Raw genomic sequence first — 14,897 nt, 5'->3', positions numbered from 1 at the left:
ATAAATGAATACGTGGATCGAATAAAACAGGGTGTCCCGAAGTCTTTGACGACGGGGGCACCCTGTTTTTTGCAGCCTCGGTTATTATTCTTCTGTTTCCTCCAACGTGCAGATCGCACTCGGCCGCTTGATGCGGAGCACGACACACTCATAGACGCGGAACAGGCTGTTCATTTGCTCGTCTCCGAGGAAGGACGTATCGAAGTCTTCCGCAATAGCCAGGTCAAGGTTGTGACGGCCGGTTGCGACCAGGACGCCGGATCGGCCCTTGATGGTCGGGGATTGGAAGACGCCGTCGGTGACCAGATTGCGGACGTGCTCGATTTCCAGTACATTCGTTCCCTTGTGTACGCGGTGCAGAAGCGAGTACAGCTCAGGGGAGACGACCAATGCATATGGACCGCTGTGTCCCATCTTCAACAGCTTGTTGCGCGCTTCCACGATGTCGGCAAAGGCATTGCCCGACTCCATCCAGTCGCTCTTCAAGTGGGTGAGACGCCCCTTCACATTCATCAAGCCCGGCAGGTCCAGACCCGGGGAGCCGTTGAAGATCAGGTCATCCTCCATGAGAGCGCAGCCGGCTGCCGCATTCGCAGCGGCACTCATATCCAGCGGCATACCCAATGTCCGGGCTTGGGCCACATCCCGCCAGTACAGCATGAAGTCTTTGTACAGGATGGGAATGGTCAGGCTGACCCGTTTGCTGGGCTGGGTCATTTCCAGCGATTCGCCGCGCAGGTTCAATCCGCCAAAGCGGGACTCGTCGTAAATATCGTTGGTAATCGTCTGAATGCCCTCACCGAGCGGGCCGTAAATATCGAGAAAGCGGCGGCCAACCAGCTGGCGTCGCGCCATATCAACAACGGTTTCATCCAGTTGCTTCCATTCATCGTGAGTCAAAGGGGAATCGGGATATTTGCGGAGCTTGTCCATTCCACATACCTCCAAATCGTTTCTGTTTACCTGCCGGAATCTGCAAGCAAAGTTTAAAACATGCCTTTTAAGCTGCCTACAGTCAGGCCCTTTCTGCCTGTTTTGGCTGCTGGGGCGGCAGCAGTCTTGCCGGTATTGGCAACTGCCGGAGAAGAGGAGGCTTTCAGATGATCCACCTGGTGGATATCGTATCCCTCGTCATGATCGGTCAGGTCAGGCCGGTGCACATCCGAGAAACGCTCGCTTAGCGCTGCCATGATTTCCTTTACGCGGAGGTAGTCCTCCTGGGTGGATTCGCGCATGCTGTTTAGGAGCTGGCGGGTTTCCTCGTCTTTGAACTCATACAAAGATAGCTCCAGATGCTCGCGAAAATTGTGCAAGCCGAACCGTTCGAGATTGATGTCGGATAAAAGGCGGGACAGTTCGCGGTCGCTGAGCTGTTCCGCTTTTTTTGCCTCGTCGAGCGAGCCTATGTAGGGAATCAGCTCCTGCAAACGGCCGAGGCGCTGTTCTTCTTCCTCCAGGATGTGGTGGTAGTAGAGTCGCGTATGCTCGTCCTGTGCAGCATCGATAATGGGCTGGATAATCTCCGCAAAGCGGTCGATATAGCCCCTGGTTCGAGAAAATATGGCGTGCAGTTGTGACATTTCTTGCACCCGACGCCACCTCCTTGCAGGTGATTTGTTTCATTATAACGTTGGAAAAATAAACCGGGCAACCTTTATCTGCATGTATCTCCTAGTTTGTGTCAGTCTGAAAAACTTATCATGGAGAGTATTGTCAAAGCTAAATGGGAATGATAATATTTATCAATAAGAGTGATATTCATTATCAATTAGAAATGAAAGCCATAGATATACACAACAAAAGTCGATAAACCAGGTTAGGAGGAAAAAACATGTCATCTATTCTCGTCATTGGCGGAGACCGCCTCGGAAATATTGTAGACTTTTTGGAGGAGCAGGGTTTTACCAATATTCATCATGTGACGGGGCGGAAAAACTCCCAGACCGGCGTAAAAATCCCTACTGGCATTCACATGATTTTGGTGCTGACGGATTTCGTCAACCACAATCTGGCCAAGACCGTAAAAAGTCAGGCAAAGGAGAGGGAGCTGCCGATTCTCTTTTGCAAACGTTCCTGCTCGGCGATCGCGAAGGCTTTGGTTCAGGGAGCATAAATACATACCCCCCGCTGTGGAAAGACTACAGACTGATATGTACACCAAACGGGGGAATGAAAGGTGAAGCAAAACAAGCTTGACGAATTGCCGATTGCCAAACTGTCCGAGCAGCAGCTTCAGCATCTGCGAGCAGCGGAAGAAGAGATCACCAAAGAAGGCACAGATGTCTACCTGATCGCTTTTGAAAAACAGGCCCCGTCCCAGTGACGGGGTTTTGCTTTGAAATTGGCTCCGCCAGGCCGAGGGCTCCGACGGAACGGAGCCGGGGACTTGGCGGGACCTTTCCTCTAAAACACAAATTGATCCAACTGCTGTTTCAATGCATCGATTCCGATGGCAAATCCAAGGCATTGGCTGGACTGGATGATAAACGCGTTTAGCCCTACGACTTCTCCATTCAGATTGATCAAGGGACCTCCACTGTTGCCGGGATTGATGGCGGCATCGGTCTGGAAAATTTCGTCATACATTCGTTTGGCGACATGGAGACGGCGATTTTTTGCACTGATGATGCCCGCTGTGACGGAGTTTTCCAAACCGAGCGGTGAACCGTCTGTTCCTGTAGGAGCAAACATCTTTGCCGTTACCGGTAAAAAATGGCCCGCACTTTCACCGTACGCTGCTTCTTTTTTCCTTGGGTCGTCCAAGCCTCTGCCTCCACTCGCTCCAACAACAGCAGGGCCAAATGCCGGCGTTCTTCACGCGCAGCCTGCTGCCATATCCATTTCCAATCTGTCCATTGCCGCCAGTCGATTGCTCCGGGAGCAAAGAAAGCCTCATTTCCACCCGAAGACATCTCCTGCTCCAACCGCCTCAAGTCCTGCTGCCTTGCTGCGAGCTCCTCCAGCGTAATCACGCCTGCCTCATACGCTTTCATCCAGCGCTGCCGTTTTTTGGTAAGCTGCTTGCGATCATCGGCAGCCGCTGTAGAGGACCTGCACCTCTCCTGAACGATGCGGCGAAAGACCGAGCCCATTTCCTCTTGTGCAGAAGAAAGCTGCCCAAGCACCTCGTCCTCCAGCCGGTCTTCCCGGAGTGCAGGCGCCTGACAAATGCCGTTGGCTCTGTTTTTGCACAGGTAATAGATGTGACGATACCGCTTTCCGCCGCCTTTGCGGATATCTGCTGTTTTCCCGCGCATCTCGGCTTTGCAGCGGGCACAGTATAACAAGCCGGAAAAAACAAACGGAGAGGAAAGGACTCTCGGATGCGTTCTCTGCCGCAGCCCCATCCGTTCCTGTACCTTGAGGAACGTTTCCCGATCGACAATCGCCGGATGGGCGTCTTCAACCAGAATCCATTCGTCCCGCTTGTTCTGCTGTCCGCCAGCTTCCGCGTAGTTCCAGCGAAGCGCTCCGTAGTACACCGGATTGCGCAGCAGGCGAGTCACCGTGCTGCCGCTCCATTTTCCGCCATGCTTGCCCAAATGTCCGTCCCGATTGGCTTTCTCTGCAATCTGGCCAGGCGTATAACCGGAAAGGTATTGCTGATACATGCGGCTGACCACTTTGGCTTCCTCGGGATGGGGTATGAGCTGATGGTGATGCAGCATGTAGCCGTAGGGAGGAGGACCGCCCGGGCGTTTTCGTTCCCGCGCCATTTGCTCCATGCCCAATTTGACCCGCTCTCCGAGGTTTTCCCGCTCCCACTGGGCCAGGGCGGCTACCAGTGTGATAAACAGTCTGCCGATGGCTGTTGTCGTATCGTACACCTCTGTACAGCTTTTAAAGCGGACACCGTATTTCTCAAAATCCTGAAGCAACCGGTACAAGTCGAGAACAGACCGGGTGAGCCGATCCAGCCGGTAGACCAGGACGACATCGATGCTTCCGGAACGAATGTCGCCGAGCATTCGCTGCAGGGCCGGCCTTTTCGTATCCTTGGCGCTGAAGCCCTCGTCAGCATAGATGTTGGAAAGCGTCCAGCCCTGCGAGCTGATGTAGGCAGTCAGCCGTTCTTTCTGAGCAGCCATGGAAAACCCGTCGGAAGCCTGTTCTTCCGTACTGACGCGAATGTACACAGCTGTCCTCATGGCATCAACCTCCCGGATAACGGATTGCTAGAGTTTACAAGCAGGCCGGGTTTCCTATGCCTGGACAGCTGAAAGTTTTTGCCGGGGAAAATAAAAAGCCCGCTGCGATTCGTGACGAAAACGCAGCAGGCGAGAGGGATCTGTTGGGGAGGCTACATCCACTTTTGCCCCCATTCGTGAATGGAGTCGATCACTGGCCGAAGATCCTTCCCCTTGTCGGTCAGCTCGTACTCGATACGGACGGGTATTTCCGGATACACTTTGCGTTCCAGAATGCCCTGCTCCTCCAATTCCTTCAATCGCTCGGAAAGCATTTTATCGCTCATGTGCGGAACCATTTCCCGGATATCCTTGAATCGGACAGCCCCGCGCAACAGCACGTTGATAATCAAACCGGTCCATCTCTTACCGAGAATATTGATAGCTCCTTCGTATTTGGGGCACGTCTGTTCATTCCCAAATTCTTGACCCACGATGGTGTCACCTCTGTGGTACATCTTGTTTTCCTCTTTATTGTAGCATATCAACTTGAATAAAGTAAGTAACACAATGAGACCTGGTGCCTATATTGTTTTGTCCAGAGTGTCCGGACTTATGCAAGCGCTGGCGATAAAAAGGGCGATGGCCCGTTTCCAGCCCATGGGTCTCCACTTTTTTCATTTCAACATAGACTATTCGAGAACATAGACGGAGGGTGGGTCTTGATGTCAAAAAAACCGGTAATCGGTATTCTTACGTGGAGAGAAGGGAAACGGTTTGGCGAGCCGGGATACTTGCGAAGGCTGGTGACGGCAGGAAAGCGAATGGGGGCAGAGACGTTCCTGTTTTCCCATCAGGATGTGAATACGGCTGAGAAAAAGATCAGGGGATTCGTTCCGGCAAAGGGAGGCGGGTGGGAAAGCCGCCTGTTTCCGTGGCCAGAGGTCGTCATTGACCGGTACCGAAAAAGGGAAGACGCGTACATGCGGCTGCGTCATGGCGGGGTGTTTCAGTTTGCCAACAGTCCGTTTGGAAAGAAATGGAGGGTGACTGAGCTTTTGGCCAAAGACGATCGGGTCAAAAGATGGATTCCCGAGACGTACGTGTACGCGAAAGGAAAAGTAAAGGCGATGCTGGACCGCTATCCGATCGTCTATGTAAAACCGGGCAATGGGACAGGGGGACGCAGCATCGTCAAGATCTCGCAGGCAGGGAAACACTTCCTCATTCAGGGGAGAGATCGCCGGCTGCAAAGACGGAAGGCTAGCTTTGCGACCAGGGATGGCGTGGAGAGCTGGATTCAAAAGTGGGTGCGGGAGCAGCGGATTCGAGACGGGAACTTTCTCGTGCAGCAGGGGCTCGATCTTTCGCTGGTGCCGGGCCGCGTCGCTGATGTACGCCTTTTGATCCAAAAAAACAGCGCTGGAGAGTGGGAGGTGACTGGCTCTGGAGTACGCCTCGGGGAGACGGGCAGCTCCATTTCCAATCTGCACGGAGGGGGGAAGGCCATTTCATTCCAGTCGTTCGTGGGCAAGCGGTTCGGTCCGGAGCGGACAAAGCTTATCCAGCAGGAGTGCCACCGGATGGCCCACGAGATAGCGTCTGTCCTGGAGGAAAAATTTGGGCGGATGATGGAGTTTGGTCTGGACGTAGGGGTGGATGTAGCCGGAAGAGTCTGGCTGATCGAAGTAAACCCCAAGCCGGGCCGGGAAATCTTCAGGCAGATGGGGGATACGCGCACGTATGAAGAAGCGATCGCCCGCCCCGTCTCCTTTGCGCTTCATCTGATCAACTCCGGACAGGTGCAGACGAAAGGCGGTCGAAAAAGGCGGGAGCCAAACCCGGAACGAAGCGGTGGAGACCCCCCATGACGGTTTGCCGCTATAGCAACAGGCGGTGAACCAATGCTGATGACCCATTCACCTACTTTTGTCTCCGAAGAGTCACCGAGCCGCAATGGATGCAGCTTGCAATCCGCATCAATCTTGATAACAGCATAATCGCGGACGCGATCAGCCAGTACCCGCTTCGCCTCAAAGACACGCCCATTGTATAGTTTGACAAGGATGGTACGCGATTTTCCGATGACGTGTTCGCTGGTCAGGATATACCCTTTGGGATGAAAGAGAAAGCCGGAACCGTAACTCCGCTCGGAAGCAAAGGGCGGATCATCGGAGACCAGACTGCGAATCAGGTCTTCTACGTTGTTGGTCTGATGATTATCTTCTGTGACGATGGAAACAACGCCGTCCCTTACCCGTTCGATAATGGGAACGAAGAAGTTGAAGGGGTGCAAACTGTTGCTCGCGGGGTATTTGGCTCTGGCATAGTTGTTCCACTTTTTACTTTTCACGTCTCTCTCCCCCTAAAGCAGATAGGTATGTATCATCTTATGGCGAGTGCGGAGGTATGGGACGCCCAAATATAATCAGTGGGATATATCAATATTTTTAATTGATATAATAAAGAATTAGCATTGGTATATTTATAAAGGAACACTTATAATTGGGTAAAGAATATTTCGAACAATACAAGCGATTTCGCAATATACGGAAACCTTCCGTTTCCAGAATTGACGATTTCGCGGCGGAAACATGGAGATGCTTAGGGTATTGGAGGATGTAGAGAGATGGACGTAAAAACAATCATACTCGGTTTTCTGAATTATGGTGAAATGAGCGGCTATGACATAAAGCAGGCTTTTTCAAGCAGCATCGGCTTTTTCTACGATGCCAGCTTCGGCGCGATCTATCCGGCTCTGCGCAAGCTGGAGGAAGAGGGCTATGTGACCAAGCAGGAAATCATTCAATCGGGCAAGCCGAACAAGATTTTGTACCGGATTACAGAAGCGGGCAAGGCGACATTCAACCAGGAGATTCAGTCTGCAATTTTGCCGCCCGTTCTTCGTTCCGATATGCTGGTAAAAATTTTCTTCGGAAACAGCCGCACCGAGGCAGAGCAGAAAGAGCTGATGGAGAGCTGTCTGGAGCTTCAGCATAACATGCTGAAGCAAAGCCGGGACTCGTACGCGAAATTGCAGGACACTTTTGACGATTATCAAAAGTTTTGTTGGGAATATACGATTCATCACCTGGAAATGACGATTTCTTTCCTGGAAGAAAAAATGCCGGCTCTATTGAAAAAGGAGCATGCGTACATGGCTTAAAAGCCAGGAACCCAAGTGAAGGACCCCCAATGATGCGTGCTCAGAACAAATAAAAAAAGCGAAAGGGCCGTATAGACGCCTTTCGCTTTTTCGTGTTTTATTTCAGGTTTTCCGGATTGAGGCACTCCAGCTCAGGTACGACAAAACGGCCGTCCTTGCGAATCAGGCGGTCATCAAACCAGATTTCACCGCCACCCCACTCAGGGCGTTGGATGCAGACCAGATCCCAGTGAATGGAGGACTTGTTGCCGTTAAACGCTTCGTCATAGGCTTGACCCGGCGTAAAGTGGAAGCTGCCGTCGATTTTTTCGTCAAACAGGATGTCCTTCATCGGATTTTGGATATAAGGATTGACGCCAATGGCAAATTCCCCGATGAAACGGGCGCCCTCGTCTGTGTCGAATACTTCGTTGATCTTTTTCGTATCGTTGGCGGTCGCTTCGACGATTTTGCCATCCTTGAAGGTCAGCTTGATATTGTCGTATGTAAAGCCTTGGTAAGGAGACGGCGTATTGTAGGAGATGACGCCGTTGACAGAGTCGCGAACAGGTGCGGTAAACACTTCCCCGTCCGGAATATTGGCTTCCCCGGCGCATTTGATCGCAGGAATGCCTTTGATGGAAAAGCTCAGATCGGTGCCAGGACCTACGATGCGGACCTTGTCGGTTTTCTCCATCAGTTCGACGAGGCTGTCCATCGCCTTATCCATTTTTCCGTAATCCAGCGTGCAGACATCGAAATAGAAATCTTCAAAGGCTGCCGTGCTCATGTTGGCCAACTGGGCCATCGAAGCGTTCGGGTAGCGGAGGACGACCCATTTTGTTTCAGGAACACGCACATCCAGTACCGGGCGCGTGTGCAGTCTGGAACTCAACTGGATCTTGTCGCCGGGAACATCAGCGTATTCATTGATGTTGTCGCCGCCGCGAATGCCGATGTAGACGTCCATCTTCTTCATGAAGGACACGTCAGCCTCGCGCATGATTTCCAGTTGCTTTTCATTGGTGTGAAGAAGCAGTTCACGCTGAATCGTAGGATCGATCAGCTGTACGAAAGGATTGCCTCCTGCTGCATACACTTCCCTGATGACGGCGCGAGTCAGTTCGGAAACAGAACCGACGGCATAGATGAGAACGTTTTCACCGCTTTGTACGCGGGTCGAGTAATTGACCAGAACATTGGCCAGCTTTTCCAAACGGGGATCTTTCATGGGTGAGTGTACCTCGCTTTCAGTAGCGTTCATACAGTATTGTAACATGAGAAAATCTGGCTTTGCCAGAAACCGCTATGCAAGCGATAAAAAATTTTTTTCTAACTCGTGAAGAAAAGAAAAAAGCTACCCGTCGACAGGGCAGCATGCGTATGAAACGCGCTATTCAGGATCCGGTCCTAATATATATGCAATCATTGGCCCTTATGTTCCACTAGTGCTGATTAATTGTCACAAGAGCAGCCGACAATTACCAACAGGATAAACAGGATCAACACCAGAGTGAAGTCGTCAAGGTTGCCGTTAAAGATGCTACTCATTAAACATCCTCCTTTGTTTGTTAAGCGTCAGTGCTTACATCCATAACATATGGGTTTTCGCACAATGCCGTAACAAGGGCAAACGCCCATTTTTCCGAAGTATATTATTCTGAAAACATGGAAAAGCTAGAGGATACGAAAGTACGACGCGAAACGAAAGGATGGCATTTGTCATGCGCAAAGCCTTGTCCGGCATGGACCATTATTTTTTGGAACCCGTTTTGATCAACGTGGGAGAAGACTTCAAATCGATTGTGTGGAAAGCGCAATACGATATGGATTTTAATACGGAGTGTCTGTTCTGTTTTTCCGAAAAGATTACCGGGTACCGGGTCGAAGATGAAGCAGGACGCTCCGGAAAAGTCGCAGTCTGTCCCCATTGCGAAAAAGTGAACGCCATTTACGCTTGAGTAATCCAGGTAACTTTTCCCGCTGCCGCTAAGAAAAAAGGGGGAAAGGTTTAGCCGGGGGGACCATGCTCGCAGAAGGGCATGGCGAAATGGCGGCAACAACAGGTTTCATCGAAGATCCGGGAGCATCAGCCCCTGATCGGGCAAAAGCGATGTCTCTTACAGGGGCATCGCTTTTGCTTGTGTCTGCCACTCTATCCACCATGTACCACCCCTGTTTTAGCAGGATTGAACCCTGTTAAATCGAATACGTAAGGGAGCATACATAAGGCAGGATAGAGGTGAACACATGCACAAGAAATGCAGCCGCTGTGGGAGAGACATGGAGATCATGCTGCGAAATGTCGTGTACCGGAAAAGGGTCAAAATCTTGAATGTACCGGTGCAAGTCTGTCAGAATGATCACTGCTCCCATTCCCAGGTCGTCGACGTAGTCAAGGAAGACCTGAAAGAATTGATGGAGAACCTGGGCCAGTATCCGGAGCGGCAGAACATCGAATTTGAAGACGTGTCAGAACTCTCTCATTTGCTGGTATTGATTGCGAACCAAGAAGAGGATGCTACGGTTCGGCAGGCTTTGGAAGAGCGGGTAAATGAACTGTTGGACCTGTTTTTGCTTGCGCAATCGCTTGGGGATCAGGAGTGGATGCGAGAGCTCCGGCAGCGTTTGACCAAAATCATGATTTGACTGTGGAGAGTTGTCCTGTTTGCTAGGACGGCTCTTTTTGTTATCGCTTCAAAATGCGGAAAGAATGCTTTTCGATACGGAAAGAATGCATCGCGATTGTGGGCTGGCGGGTGCACCGGAAGCATGGACTTCCGCATTTCTTTTCCGTATACTATGAACCACATAGGAGTGATGAGAGGAGCGATACGCCAATGTCAGTAAATCAGCTTCATTCCCTGGAGGAATTGGACCAGTTTGTGTCGGAAACAGGCAAGCGCCTGCTGTTCAAGCATAGTACGGTCTGCCCGATCAGCACGACTGCCTACGAGGAATTTCAAGCATTTTTGCGTGAACAGGACGTGCCGTCAGCGGTTATTCTCGTGCGGGAGGATCGTCCCGTATCCAATGCCGTTGCCGAGCGTTTCGCGATTACGCACGAGTCCCCGCAGATTTTTCTGCTGGAGGACGGCCAGGTCAAATGGCACACATCGCACTGGAAAATCACCAAAGCTGCGATAGCCGAAGCGATTAACGGGTAAACCAAAAACGGGTTGGCATATGGCGCCAGCCCGTTTTTCTATTCGGTCAAACGTTTCTCTCAAAAGCTATTCCCAGTACAATTCCAGTTTGTCGCCCGCCTGCAGCTCGCTATGAAAAGAAGCGGGCTCTCCGTTTATCAGCATGACGAGCCTGGTGAGGCCATCCGTCGCCGGTTTTTCCAGCGAGACGTCAACATAGCGGAAGACATCGCTGAATACGGGCGCGGCAGGCTGTGTCGCCTTTACGGTAATGATCGCACCGTCCTCTACCCGTTCGTGCTGCTCGGCAGGGCGGCCATTCATCGTAATCGACAGGGAAGAAAGCGCGATCGATACGGGAGTGCCGTTGAAGTGGACGGTCATCGACTCCTGCACCCATTCCTCCGGCGGAATGACGTCGCGGATCGCCGGCAGCTCGAGCGGCTCCTCCCGGAAGATCAGCTCATCTCCAGGTCTGACAAAGTCGCTGAGAGAAGCTGCCTTGCCGTTTATCTCCACGACTGTCTGTCGGGATGACAAGGAATACTCACGGCCGTTTACGCTGAATTGAACGGTTTCGGCGGCCGCGTCGGCAGATGCCGCAGAAAGCATGCCGGATTCGCGCAAAACCTCTTCTACCGTTCGCGGCAAACGGATGACAACCTCGCTCCGGTCAGCCAGCTCGGCGTCTAGCGGATGGGGCTGGCCATTCACCAGCGCGATTGGGCCCAAGGAAAGCGGCTGGCTGTTTACGGTCAGCTCCAGCGTATCCAGCTTGTCCATCAAATCGATCACTTGAGCCTTGGCGTCTTCTCCGTCTGATCCCGCCTCTGCCACGATCCGGTCGCCTTCCATGATCGGTGCGTCCAGACCGCTAGCCTCTCCGTTTTTCATGATGACAGGAGCGGTTCCATGCCCGCCGGGGATCATCTTCATCCGGCCGTTGACGGTCAGGGTGATCGCCATTCCCGGACGGCCATGCAGACGGCGAATATCCAGACCGGCAGCGATCAAAGCGTCACCGACGGTCATTTTCCGCAGATCGAAGATGCGGATGGGACTGTCGTTGACGGTGACGGTTACGTACTTCACCGGATGCCGCTGTGCAGCGACCGCAATCCCTACTGGCGTTACGAATTCCGGTCCGTTCAGCAGCGGATGCTCGCCGACAAATTGGCGGATGGCATCCGCTCCTCTGACCGCGACTCGCGCTGCCGGCAGCCCGAGTGCCTCTGCGACCCGTTCCGTCAGCTTGGGTGTCAGGCTGCCGCCGCCGATCAGCATCACGGCTTGCGGAGGCTTGCCGTTGAGCTCGAGGATCTTCATCGCGATTTTTCCGGCGAGATGGTTGATCTCCTTGTCGATTGCTTTTACGATCTCTTCGCTCGGCAGCGTCTGTTCAAGTCCGAGAATATCCGTGAACGTAATCATCTCGGAGCCGGTGAGGGCGCGCTTTACTTCCTCGGCCATCGGGAAGTCGAGCAGGAATGCGTTCATGAGAGCATCGGTAATTTCGTCACCGGCGACGGGCACCATCCCGTACGCGGTAATCGCTCCCTCCTCGGTCAAGGCGACGTCAGATGTGCCGGCGCCGATGTCGACAAGCGCGATGTTCAGCCTGCGCATCGTGACCGGGATGAGGACGTTGATGGCAGCGATCGGCTCCAGCGTGAGCGCCTGCATGTCCAGTCCGCAGCGGTTCAAGGCAGCCAGCAGAGAATCCACGACGACACGTGGCAAAAACGTCGCAATCACGTCTGCACTGGCTGTTTCACCGCGCTGGTCGATCAGGTTGCCGATCAATTCTCCATCCAGAAAGTAATTGACCACGCTGTACCCGACACAGTAATAGCGAGTCACGTCCTGTTCATTCAGCTCCTGGGCCAACTGTGCCTGTGCCTCCTGTACGGCGGAAAACTCCAATGTCAGGACATCGTCACGGGCAATGGCTGCGTGACGCGACAGATGAATGTCCATCCTCACGCGCTTTGTCCGAAGCGAGCGGCCCGCCGCAGCGACAGCTACCCGCTTGAGCGGCCCGTGCTTTATTTCCAACTCTTCTTTTATTTTTCCGATGACTTTGGAAACGGCGATCACATCGTGTATTTGACCGTCCAGCATCGAGCGTTCGTCGTGCTCGCGGACGGTGCAGTCAATCACGCGAAATTGTTCTCCACAGGGTTCCACGATCAGCCCTACTACGCTGCGGGTTCCGATATCCAAAGCAAAAATCAGCTCTTCTGACGATGATTGTTCATGGTCTGACAATGGGATGTCACTCCTCTTACCGGTGGAAATTCCGGGAAATGAATGTGTATGTTATTCGACTCGAAACGGGGAGAATCCTGTCGAATCAAGGAATCTTCTTATTCCTACAAGAAAATTTTGAAAACGCTATAAAATACTTTACAATTTACTTTCGCGCTTTTTGGCGCTAAACTGCTGACAAAGGGGTTTCGATCCATTATAATAAGCCTAATTTATTTCAAAAAGCCTACAAACTAGAAGAGAAAAGGAGAGTGGAGACGAATGGCACATGATCCAATCGAAACCATGCGCAAACAGATAGACGAGATCAACCTGGAGATTCTCGCCTTAATCAACAAACGGGCAGCTCTTGTCCAAGACTTGGGGAAGGAAAAGCTGAAGCAGGGGATCAATCGTTTTGATCCGGAGCGCGAGCGCGAAATGTTGAACCTGCTGGTGGAAAACAACAACGGACCTTTTACCGACAATACCATCCGTCACCTCTTCAAACAGATTTTCCAGGCTTCCCTCGACTTGCAAAAGGACGACAACAAGAAAGTCCTGCTTGTGAGCCGCAAGAAGCAGCCGGAGGACACCGTACTTACCATCAAAGGAGTAGAGTTTGGCGGAGGCGAACCGCTTCTGATCGCCGGACCGTGTTCGGTCGAAAGCTATGAGCAAGTCCGGGCAGTGGCGGAAAACCACGTCAAACGGGGACTTCGCGTATTGCGCGGCGGCGCGTTCAAGCCTCGCACATCGCCTTACGACTTCCAAGGCCTGGGTGAAGAAGGCCTGCAGATTCTCAAACGCATCGGCGACGAATTCAACCTCGTCACCATCAGCGAGATCGTGACGCCTGCCGACCTGGAGATGGCAACCAAATACATCGACGTGATCCAGATCGGCGCCCGCAACATGCAAAACTTCGAGCTGCTGAAAGCTGTGGGACGCCTCAATCATCCGGTTTTGCTGAAGCGCGGCTTGTCTGCGACGATCGAGGAATTTATCTACGCTGCCGAGTACATCTTGTCCGAAGGCAATACCCAAGTCATGCTCTGCGAACGCGGTATTCGCACGTACGAAAAAGCGACCCGCAACACGCTGGACATCTCCGCAGTGCCGCTTTTGAAGCAGGAGACGCATCTTCCTGTTTTCGTAGACGTCACTCACTCTACCGGCCGCCGCGATCTGCTCCTCCCTACGGCCAAGGCAGGTCTCGCTGTGGGAGCAGACGGTGTCATGCTGGAAGTCCATCCTGACCCGGATGTGGCCCTCTCCGACGCCAAGCAGCAGGTCAACATTCCGCAGTTCAACGAAATCGTGGATCAATTGCTTGCTTCGGGATTATATAAGGAAGCAAAGATTGCCGTAGAAAGATAAACCGCAAGCGGATAACTGAAACTGGATGCACCAAAAGAGCTTTCCCGATTGCGGGAAAGCTCTTTTTGAAAGCCGACACGCTCGAAAGCAGCTATAATGGAAACCTCCCCGCTAAAAAAGCGTATAACTAAGAGAAACAAAGGGGGGACGAGAAATGCTTGCAATGAATGCAGCCATGATTGTTTTTACGCTTTTGATTCTCGCATCTCTCGCTATAGCCGGCTACAAGGCATTTGTCCGCAAGCAAAGCATTTCTCACAGCTACACCCCGTTTGATTATATTGCCGGCCAGACGAACGTGGAGTTTCATGAGGAAAAGGAAGAGCAGGAAGAACACGCCGGTCAGGGAGACGGCTTCGATAAAAATGAACGTTCCAGGCGGTTCCGGGTGTAGCTGGGACATCCTTTCATTTGACGAAAAACCTCGCAACCAGTAAGCTAAAACATAACAGATGGACTTCGGGGGAAGGAGCATGTTTATGAGTGAGCAGGGCCATTGCTGTTCGTCAGAGCGGTCGACGCCGCGGGCAGACAAGATCAAGGCAAATATGATCTCCCGTCTGAACAGAGTTGAGGGACAGGTTCGCGGCATTCGCGGCATGGTGGAAAAGGATGTCTACTGCGACGATATCCTCAACCAGATCGCCGCCGTTCAATCTGCGCTGAATGCCGTCGGAAAAATACTGCTGGAAGGGCACATGAAAAGCTGTGTCATGGAGCGGATCCAACAAGGCGACAACGAAGTGATCGACGAGCTTTTGAAAACGATGAATAAATTGATGAAATGACGGGGAGCCGTGTCCGGAAAACAATTGCAACCGGACACTGCTTGTCGTATCATAGGTGCATACA

Annotated in this window: 19 protein-coding genes; 10 read left to right on the top strand and 9 right to left on the bottom strand. The window is 52.3% G+C overall.

What is annotated here, in order from left to right:
- Positions 1-84: 84 nt before the first annotated feature.
- The gene (locus tag NSQ24_RS18985) at positions 85-933 is read right to left on the bottom strand and encodes a family 1 encapsulin nanocompartment shell protein (protein ID WP_003389152.1); all 849 of its coding nucleotides are present in this window, start codon (positions 931-933) and stop codon (positions 85-87) included.
- A gap of 53 nt (positions 934-986) precedes the next feature.
- Complete coding sequence (locus NSQ24_RS18980) at positions 987-1,580, bottom strand: IMEF encapsulin system ferritin-like cargo protein (protein WP_194247035.1); 594 nt, start codon at positions 1,578-1,580, stop codon at positions 987-989.
- 251 nt (positions 1,581-1,831) lie between these two features.
- On the opposite strand from NSQ24_RS18980, the gene NSQ24_RS18975 reads away from it, so the two are divergent.
- Positions 1,832-2,113, top strand: coding sequence for a DUF2325 domain-containing protein (locus tag NSQ24_RS18975; RefSeq protein ID WP_339166376.1), 282 nt, complete (start codon positions 1,832-1,834; stop codon positions 2,111-2,113).
- Between the two features lie 63 nt (positions 2,114-2,176).
- A complete protein-coding gene (locus tag NSQ24_RS18970) occupies positions 2,177-2,323 on the top strand; it encodes a hypothetical protein (protein ID WP_003389155.1) in 147 nt (48 codons plus the stop codon).
- 80 nt (positions 2,324-2,403) lie between these two features.
- On the opposite strand, the gene NSQ24_RS18965 is transcribed toward NSQ24_RS18970, so the two are convergent.
- From NSQ24_RS18965 to NSQ24_RS18955, 3 genes are all read right to left on the bottom strand, one after another.
- The gene (locus tag NSQ24_RS18965; protein ID WP_269320786.1) at positions 2,404-2,763 is read right to left on the bottom strand and encodes a trypsin-like peptidase domain-containing protein; all 360 of its coding nucleotides are present in this window, start codon (positions 2,761-2,763) and stop codon (positions 2,404-2,406) included.
- Complete coding sequence (locus NSQ24_RS18960) at positions 2,700-4,148, bottom strand: recombinase family protein (RefSeq protein ID WP_171506898.1); 1,449 nt, start codon at positions 4,146-4,148, stop codon at positions 2,700-2,702. Before NSQ24_RS18960 ends, NSQ24_RS18965 begins: the two co-directional genes overlap by 64 nt.
- Positions 4,149-4,300: 152 nt before the next feature.
- Positions 4,301-4,621, bottom strand: coding sequence for a helix-turn-helix domain-containing protein (locus NSQ24_RS18955; RefSeq protein ID WP_024982871.1), 321 nt, complete (start codon positions 4,619-4,621; stop codon positions 4,301-4,303).
- 231 nt (positions 4,622-4,852) lie between these two features.
- Between NSQ24_RS18955 and NSQ24_RS18950 the strand changes: the two genes are divergently transcribed.
- On the top strand, positions 4,853-5,998 hold the full coding sequence (locus NSQ24_RS18950; RefSeq protein WP_339168063.1) for a YheC/YheD family protein: 1,146 nt from the start codon (positions 4,853-4,855) through the stop codon (positions 5,996-5,998).
- Here NSQ24_RS18950 and NSQ24_RS18945 read toward each other — a convergent pair.
- Positions 5,908-6,480: a trypsin-like peptidase domain-containing protein gene (locus NSQ24_RS18945; RefSeq protein ID WP_339166375.1), complete on the bottom strand. Its 573-nt coding sequence runs from the start codon at positions 6,478-6,480 to the stop codon at positions 5,908-5,910. The genes NSQ24_RS18950 and NSQ24_RS18945 overlap by 91 nt on opposite strands.
- A gap of 276 nt (positions 6,481-6,756) precedes the next feature.
- Here NSQ24_RS18945 and NSQ24_RS18940 point away from each other — a divergent pair, with 276 nt between their 5' ends.
- The gene (locus tag NSQ24_RS18940) at positions 6,757-7,293 is read left to right on the top strand and encodes a PadR family transcriptional regulator (protein ID WP_003389161.1); all 537 of its coding nucleotides are present in this window, start codon (positions 6,757-6,759) and stop codon (positions 7,291-7,293) included.
- Positions 7,294-7,390: 97 nt separating this feature from the next.
- Here NSQ24_RS18940 and NSQ24_RS18935 read toward each other — a convergent pair whose 3' ends face one another.
- Both NSQ24_RS18935 and NSQ24_RS18930 read right to left on the bottom strand, forming a co-directional pair.
- Entirely contained in the window at positions 7,391-8,503 is a 1,113-nt protein-coding gene (locus NSQ24_RS18935) for an aminopeptidase (RefSeq protein ID WP_003389162.1), read from the bottom strand.
- Between the two features lie 224 nt (positions 8,504-8,727).
- A complete protein-coding gene (locus NSQ24_RS18930) occupies positions 8,728-8,823 on the bottom strand; it encodes a YjcZ family sporulation protein (RefSeq protein ID WP_024982869.1) in 96 nt (31 codons plus the stop codon).
- A 173-nt stretch (positions 8,824-8,996) separates the two neighbouring features.
- Between NSQ24_RS18930 and NSQ24_RS18925 the strand changes: the two genes are divergently transcribed.
- The 3 genes from NSQ24_RS18925 to ytxJ all read left to right on the top strand — a co-directional run bounded on the left by NSQ24_RS18925 (position 8,997) and on the right by ytxJ (position 10,439).
- The gene (locus NSQ24_RS18925; protein WP_003389164.1) at positions 8,997-9,233 is read left to right on the top strand and encodes a hypothetical protein; all 237 of its coding nucleotides are present in this window, start codon (positions 8,997-8,999) and stop codon (positions 9,231-9,233) included.
- Between the two features lie 289 nt (positions 9,234-9,522).
- Positions 9,523-9,921: a hypothetical protein gene (locus tag NSQ24_RS18920; protein ID WP_024982868.1), complete on the top strand. Its 399-nt coding sequence runs from the start codon at positions 9,523-9,525 to the stop codon at positions 9,919-9,921.
- A gap of 191 nt (positions 9,922-10,112) precedes the next feature.
- Complete coding sequence (gene ytxJ, locus NSQ24_RS18915; RefSeq protein WP_003389166.1) at positions 10,113-10,439, top strand: bacillithiol system redox-active protein YtxJ; 327 nt, start codon at positions 10,113-10,115, stop codon at positions 10,437-10,439.
- 66 nt (positions 10,440-10,505) lie between these two features.
- Here ytxJ and NSQ24_RS18910 read toward each other — a convergent pair whose 3' ends face one another.
- Positions 10,506-12,686: a cell division protein FtsA gene (locus NSQ24_RS18910; RefSeq protein WP_024982867.1), complete on the bottom strand. Its 2,181-nt coding sequence runs from the start codon at positions 12,684-12,686 to the stop codon at positions 10,506-10,508.
- A gap of 261 nt (positions 12,687-12,947) precedes the next feature.
- On the opposite strand from NSQ24_RS18910, the gene NSQ24_RS18905 reads away from it, so the two are divergent.
- The 3 genes from NSQ24_RS18905 to NSQ24_RS18895 all read left to right on the top strand — a co-directional run bounded on the left by NSQ24_RS18905 (position 12,948) and on the right by NSQ24_RS18895 (position 14,833).
- Positions 12,948-14,045, top strand: a complete 1,098-nt coding sequence (locus NSQ24_RS18905) for a bifunctional 3-deoxy-7-phosphoheptulonate synthase/chorismate mutase (RefSeq protein WP_003389168.1) — start codon at positions 12,948-12,950, stop codon at positions 14,043-14,045.
- Positions 14,046-14,199: 154 nt separating this feature from the next.
- Entirely contained in the window at positions 14,200-14,439 is a 240-nt protein-coding gene (locus tag NSQ24_RS18900; RefSeq protein WP_003389169.1) for a DUF3951 domain-containing protein, read from the top strand.
- 85 nt (positions 14,440-14,524) lie between these two features.
- A complete protein-coding gene (locus NSQ24_RS18895) occupies positions 14,525-14,833 on the top strand; it encodes a metal-sensitive transcriptional regulator (protein ID WP_003389170.1) in 309 nt (102 codons plus the stop codon).
- Positions 14,834-14,897: the final 64 nt, after the last annotated feature.

This window comes from Brevibacillus sp. FSL L8-0520, from assembly GCF_037963895.1.
Classification (GTDB): domain Bacteria; phylum Bacillota; class Bacilli; order Brevibacillales; family Brevibacillaceae; genus Brevibacillus; species Brevibacillus borstelensis.
The sequence above is the reverse complement of the archived record's forward strand: the minus strand, read 5'-3'. Positions and strand labels throughout refer to the sequence as shown.

Coding starts and splice junctions, on each gene's coding strand:
- NSQ24_RS18985 (WP_003389152.1), bottom strand. CDS start 933: ATGGACAAGCTCCGCAAATATCCCGATTCCCCTTTGACTCACGATGAA.
- NSQ24_RS18980 (WP_194247035.1), bottom strand. CDS start 1,580: ATGTCACAACTGCACGCCATATTTTCTCGAACCAGGGGCTATATCGAC.
- NSQ24_RS18975 (WP_339166376.1), top strand. CDS start 1,832: ATGTCATCTATTCTCGTCATTGGCGGAGACCGCCTCGGAAATATTGTA.
- NSQ24_RS18960 (WP_171506898.1), bottom strand. CDS start 4,148: ATGAGGACAGCTGTGTACATTCGCGTCAGTACGGAAGAACAGGCTTCC.
- NSQ24_RS18950 (WP_339168063.1), top strand. CDS start 4,853: ATGTCAAAAAAACCGGTAATCGGTATTCTTACGTGGAGAGAAGGGAAA.
- NSQ24_RS18940 (WP_003389161.1), top strand. CDS start 6,757: ATGGACGTAAAAACAATCATACTCGGTTTTCTGAATTATGGTGAAATG.
- NSQ24_RS18935 (WP_003389162.1), bottom strand. CDS start 8,503: ATGAAAGATCCCCGTTTGGAAAAGCTGGCCAATGTTCTGGTCAATTAC.
- NSQ24_RS18930 (WP_024982869.1), bottom strand. CDS start 8,823: ATGAGTAGCATCTTTAACGGCAACCTTGACGACTTCACTCTGGTGTTG.
- NSQ24_RS18925 (WP_003389164.1), top strand. CDS start 8,997: ATGCGCAAAGCCTTGTCCGGCATGGACCATTATTTTTTGGAACCCGTT.
- NSQ24_RS18920 (WP_024982868.1), top strand. CDS start 9,523: ATGCACAAGAAATGCAGCCGCTGTGGGAGAGACATGGAGATCATGCTG.
- ytxJ (WP_003389166.1), top strand. CDS start 10,113: ATGTCAGTAAATCAGCTTCATTCCCTGGAGGAATTGGACCAGTTTGTG.
- NSQ24_RS18905 (WP_003389168.1), top strand. CDS start 12,948: ATGGCACATGATCCAATCGAAACCATGCGCAAACAGATAGACGAGATC.
- NSQ24_RS18900 (WP_003389169.1), top strand. CDS start 14,200: ATGCTTGCAATGAATGCAGCCATGATTGTTTTTACGCTTTTGATTCTC.
- NSQ24_RS18895 (WP_003389170.1), top strand. CDS start 14,525: ATGAGTGAGCAGGGCCATTGCTGTTCGTCAGAGCGGTCGACGCCGCGG.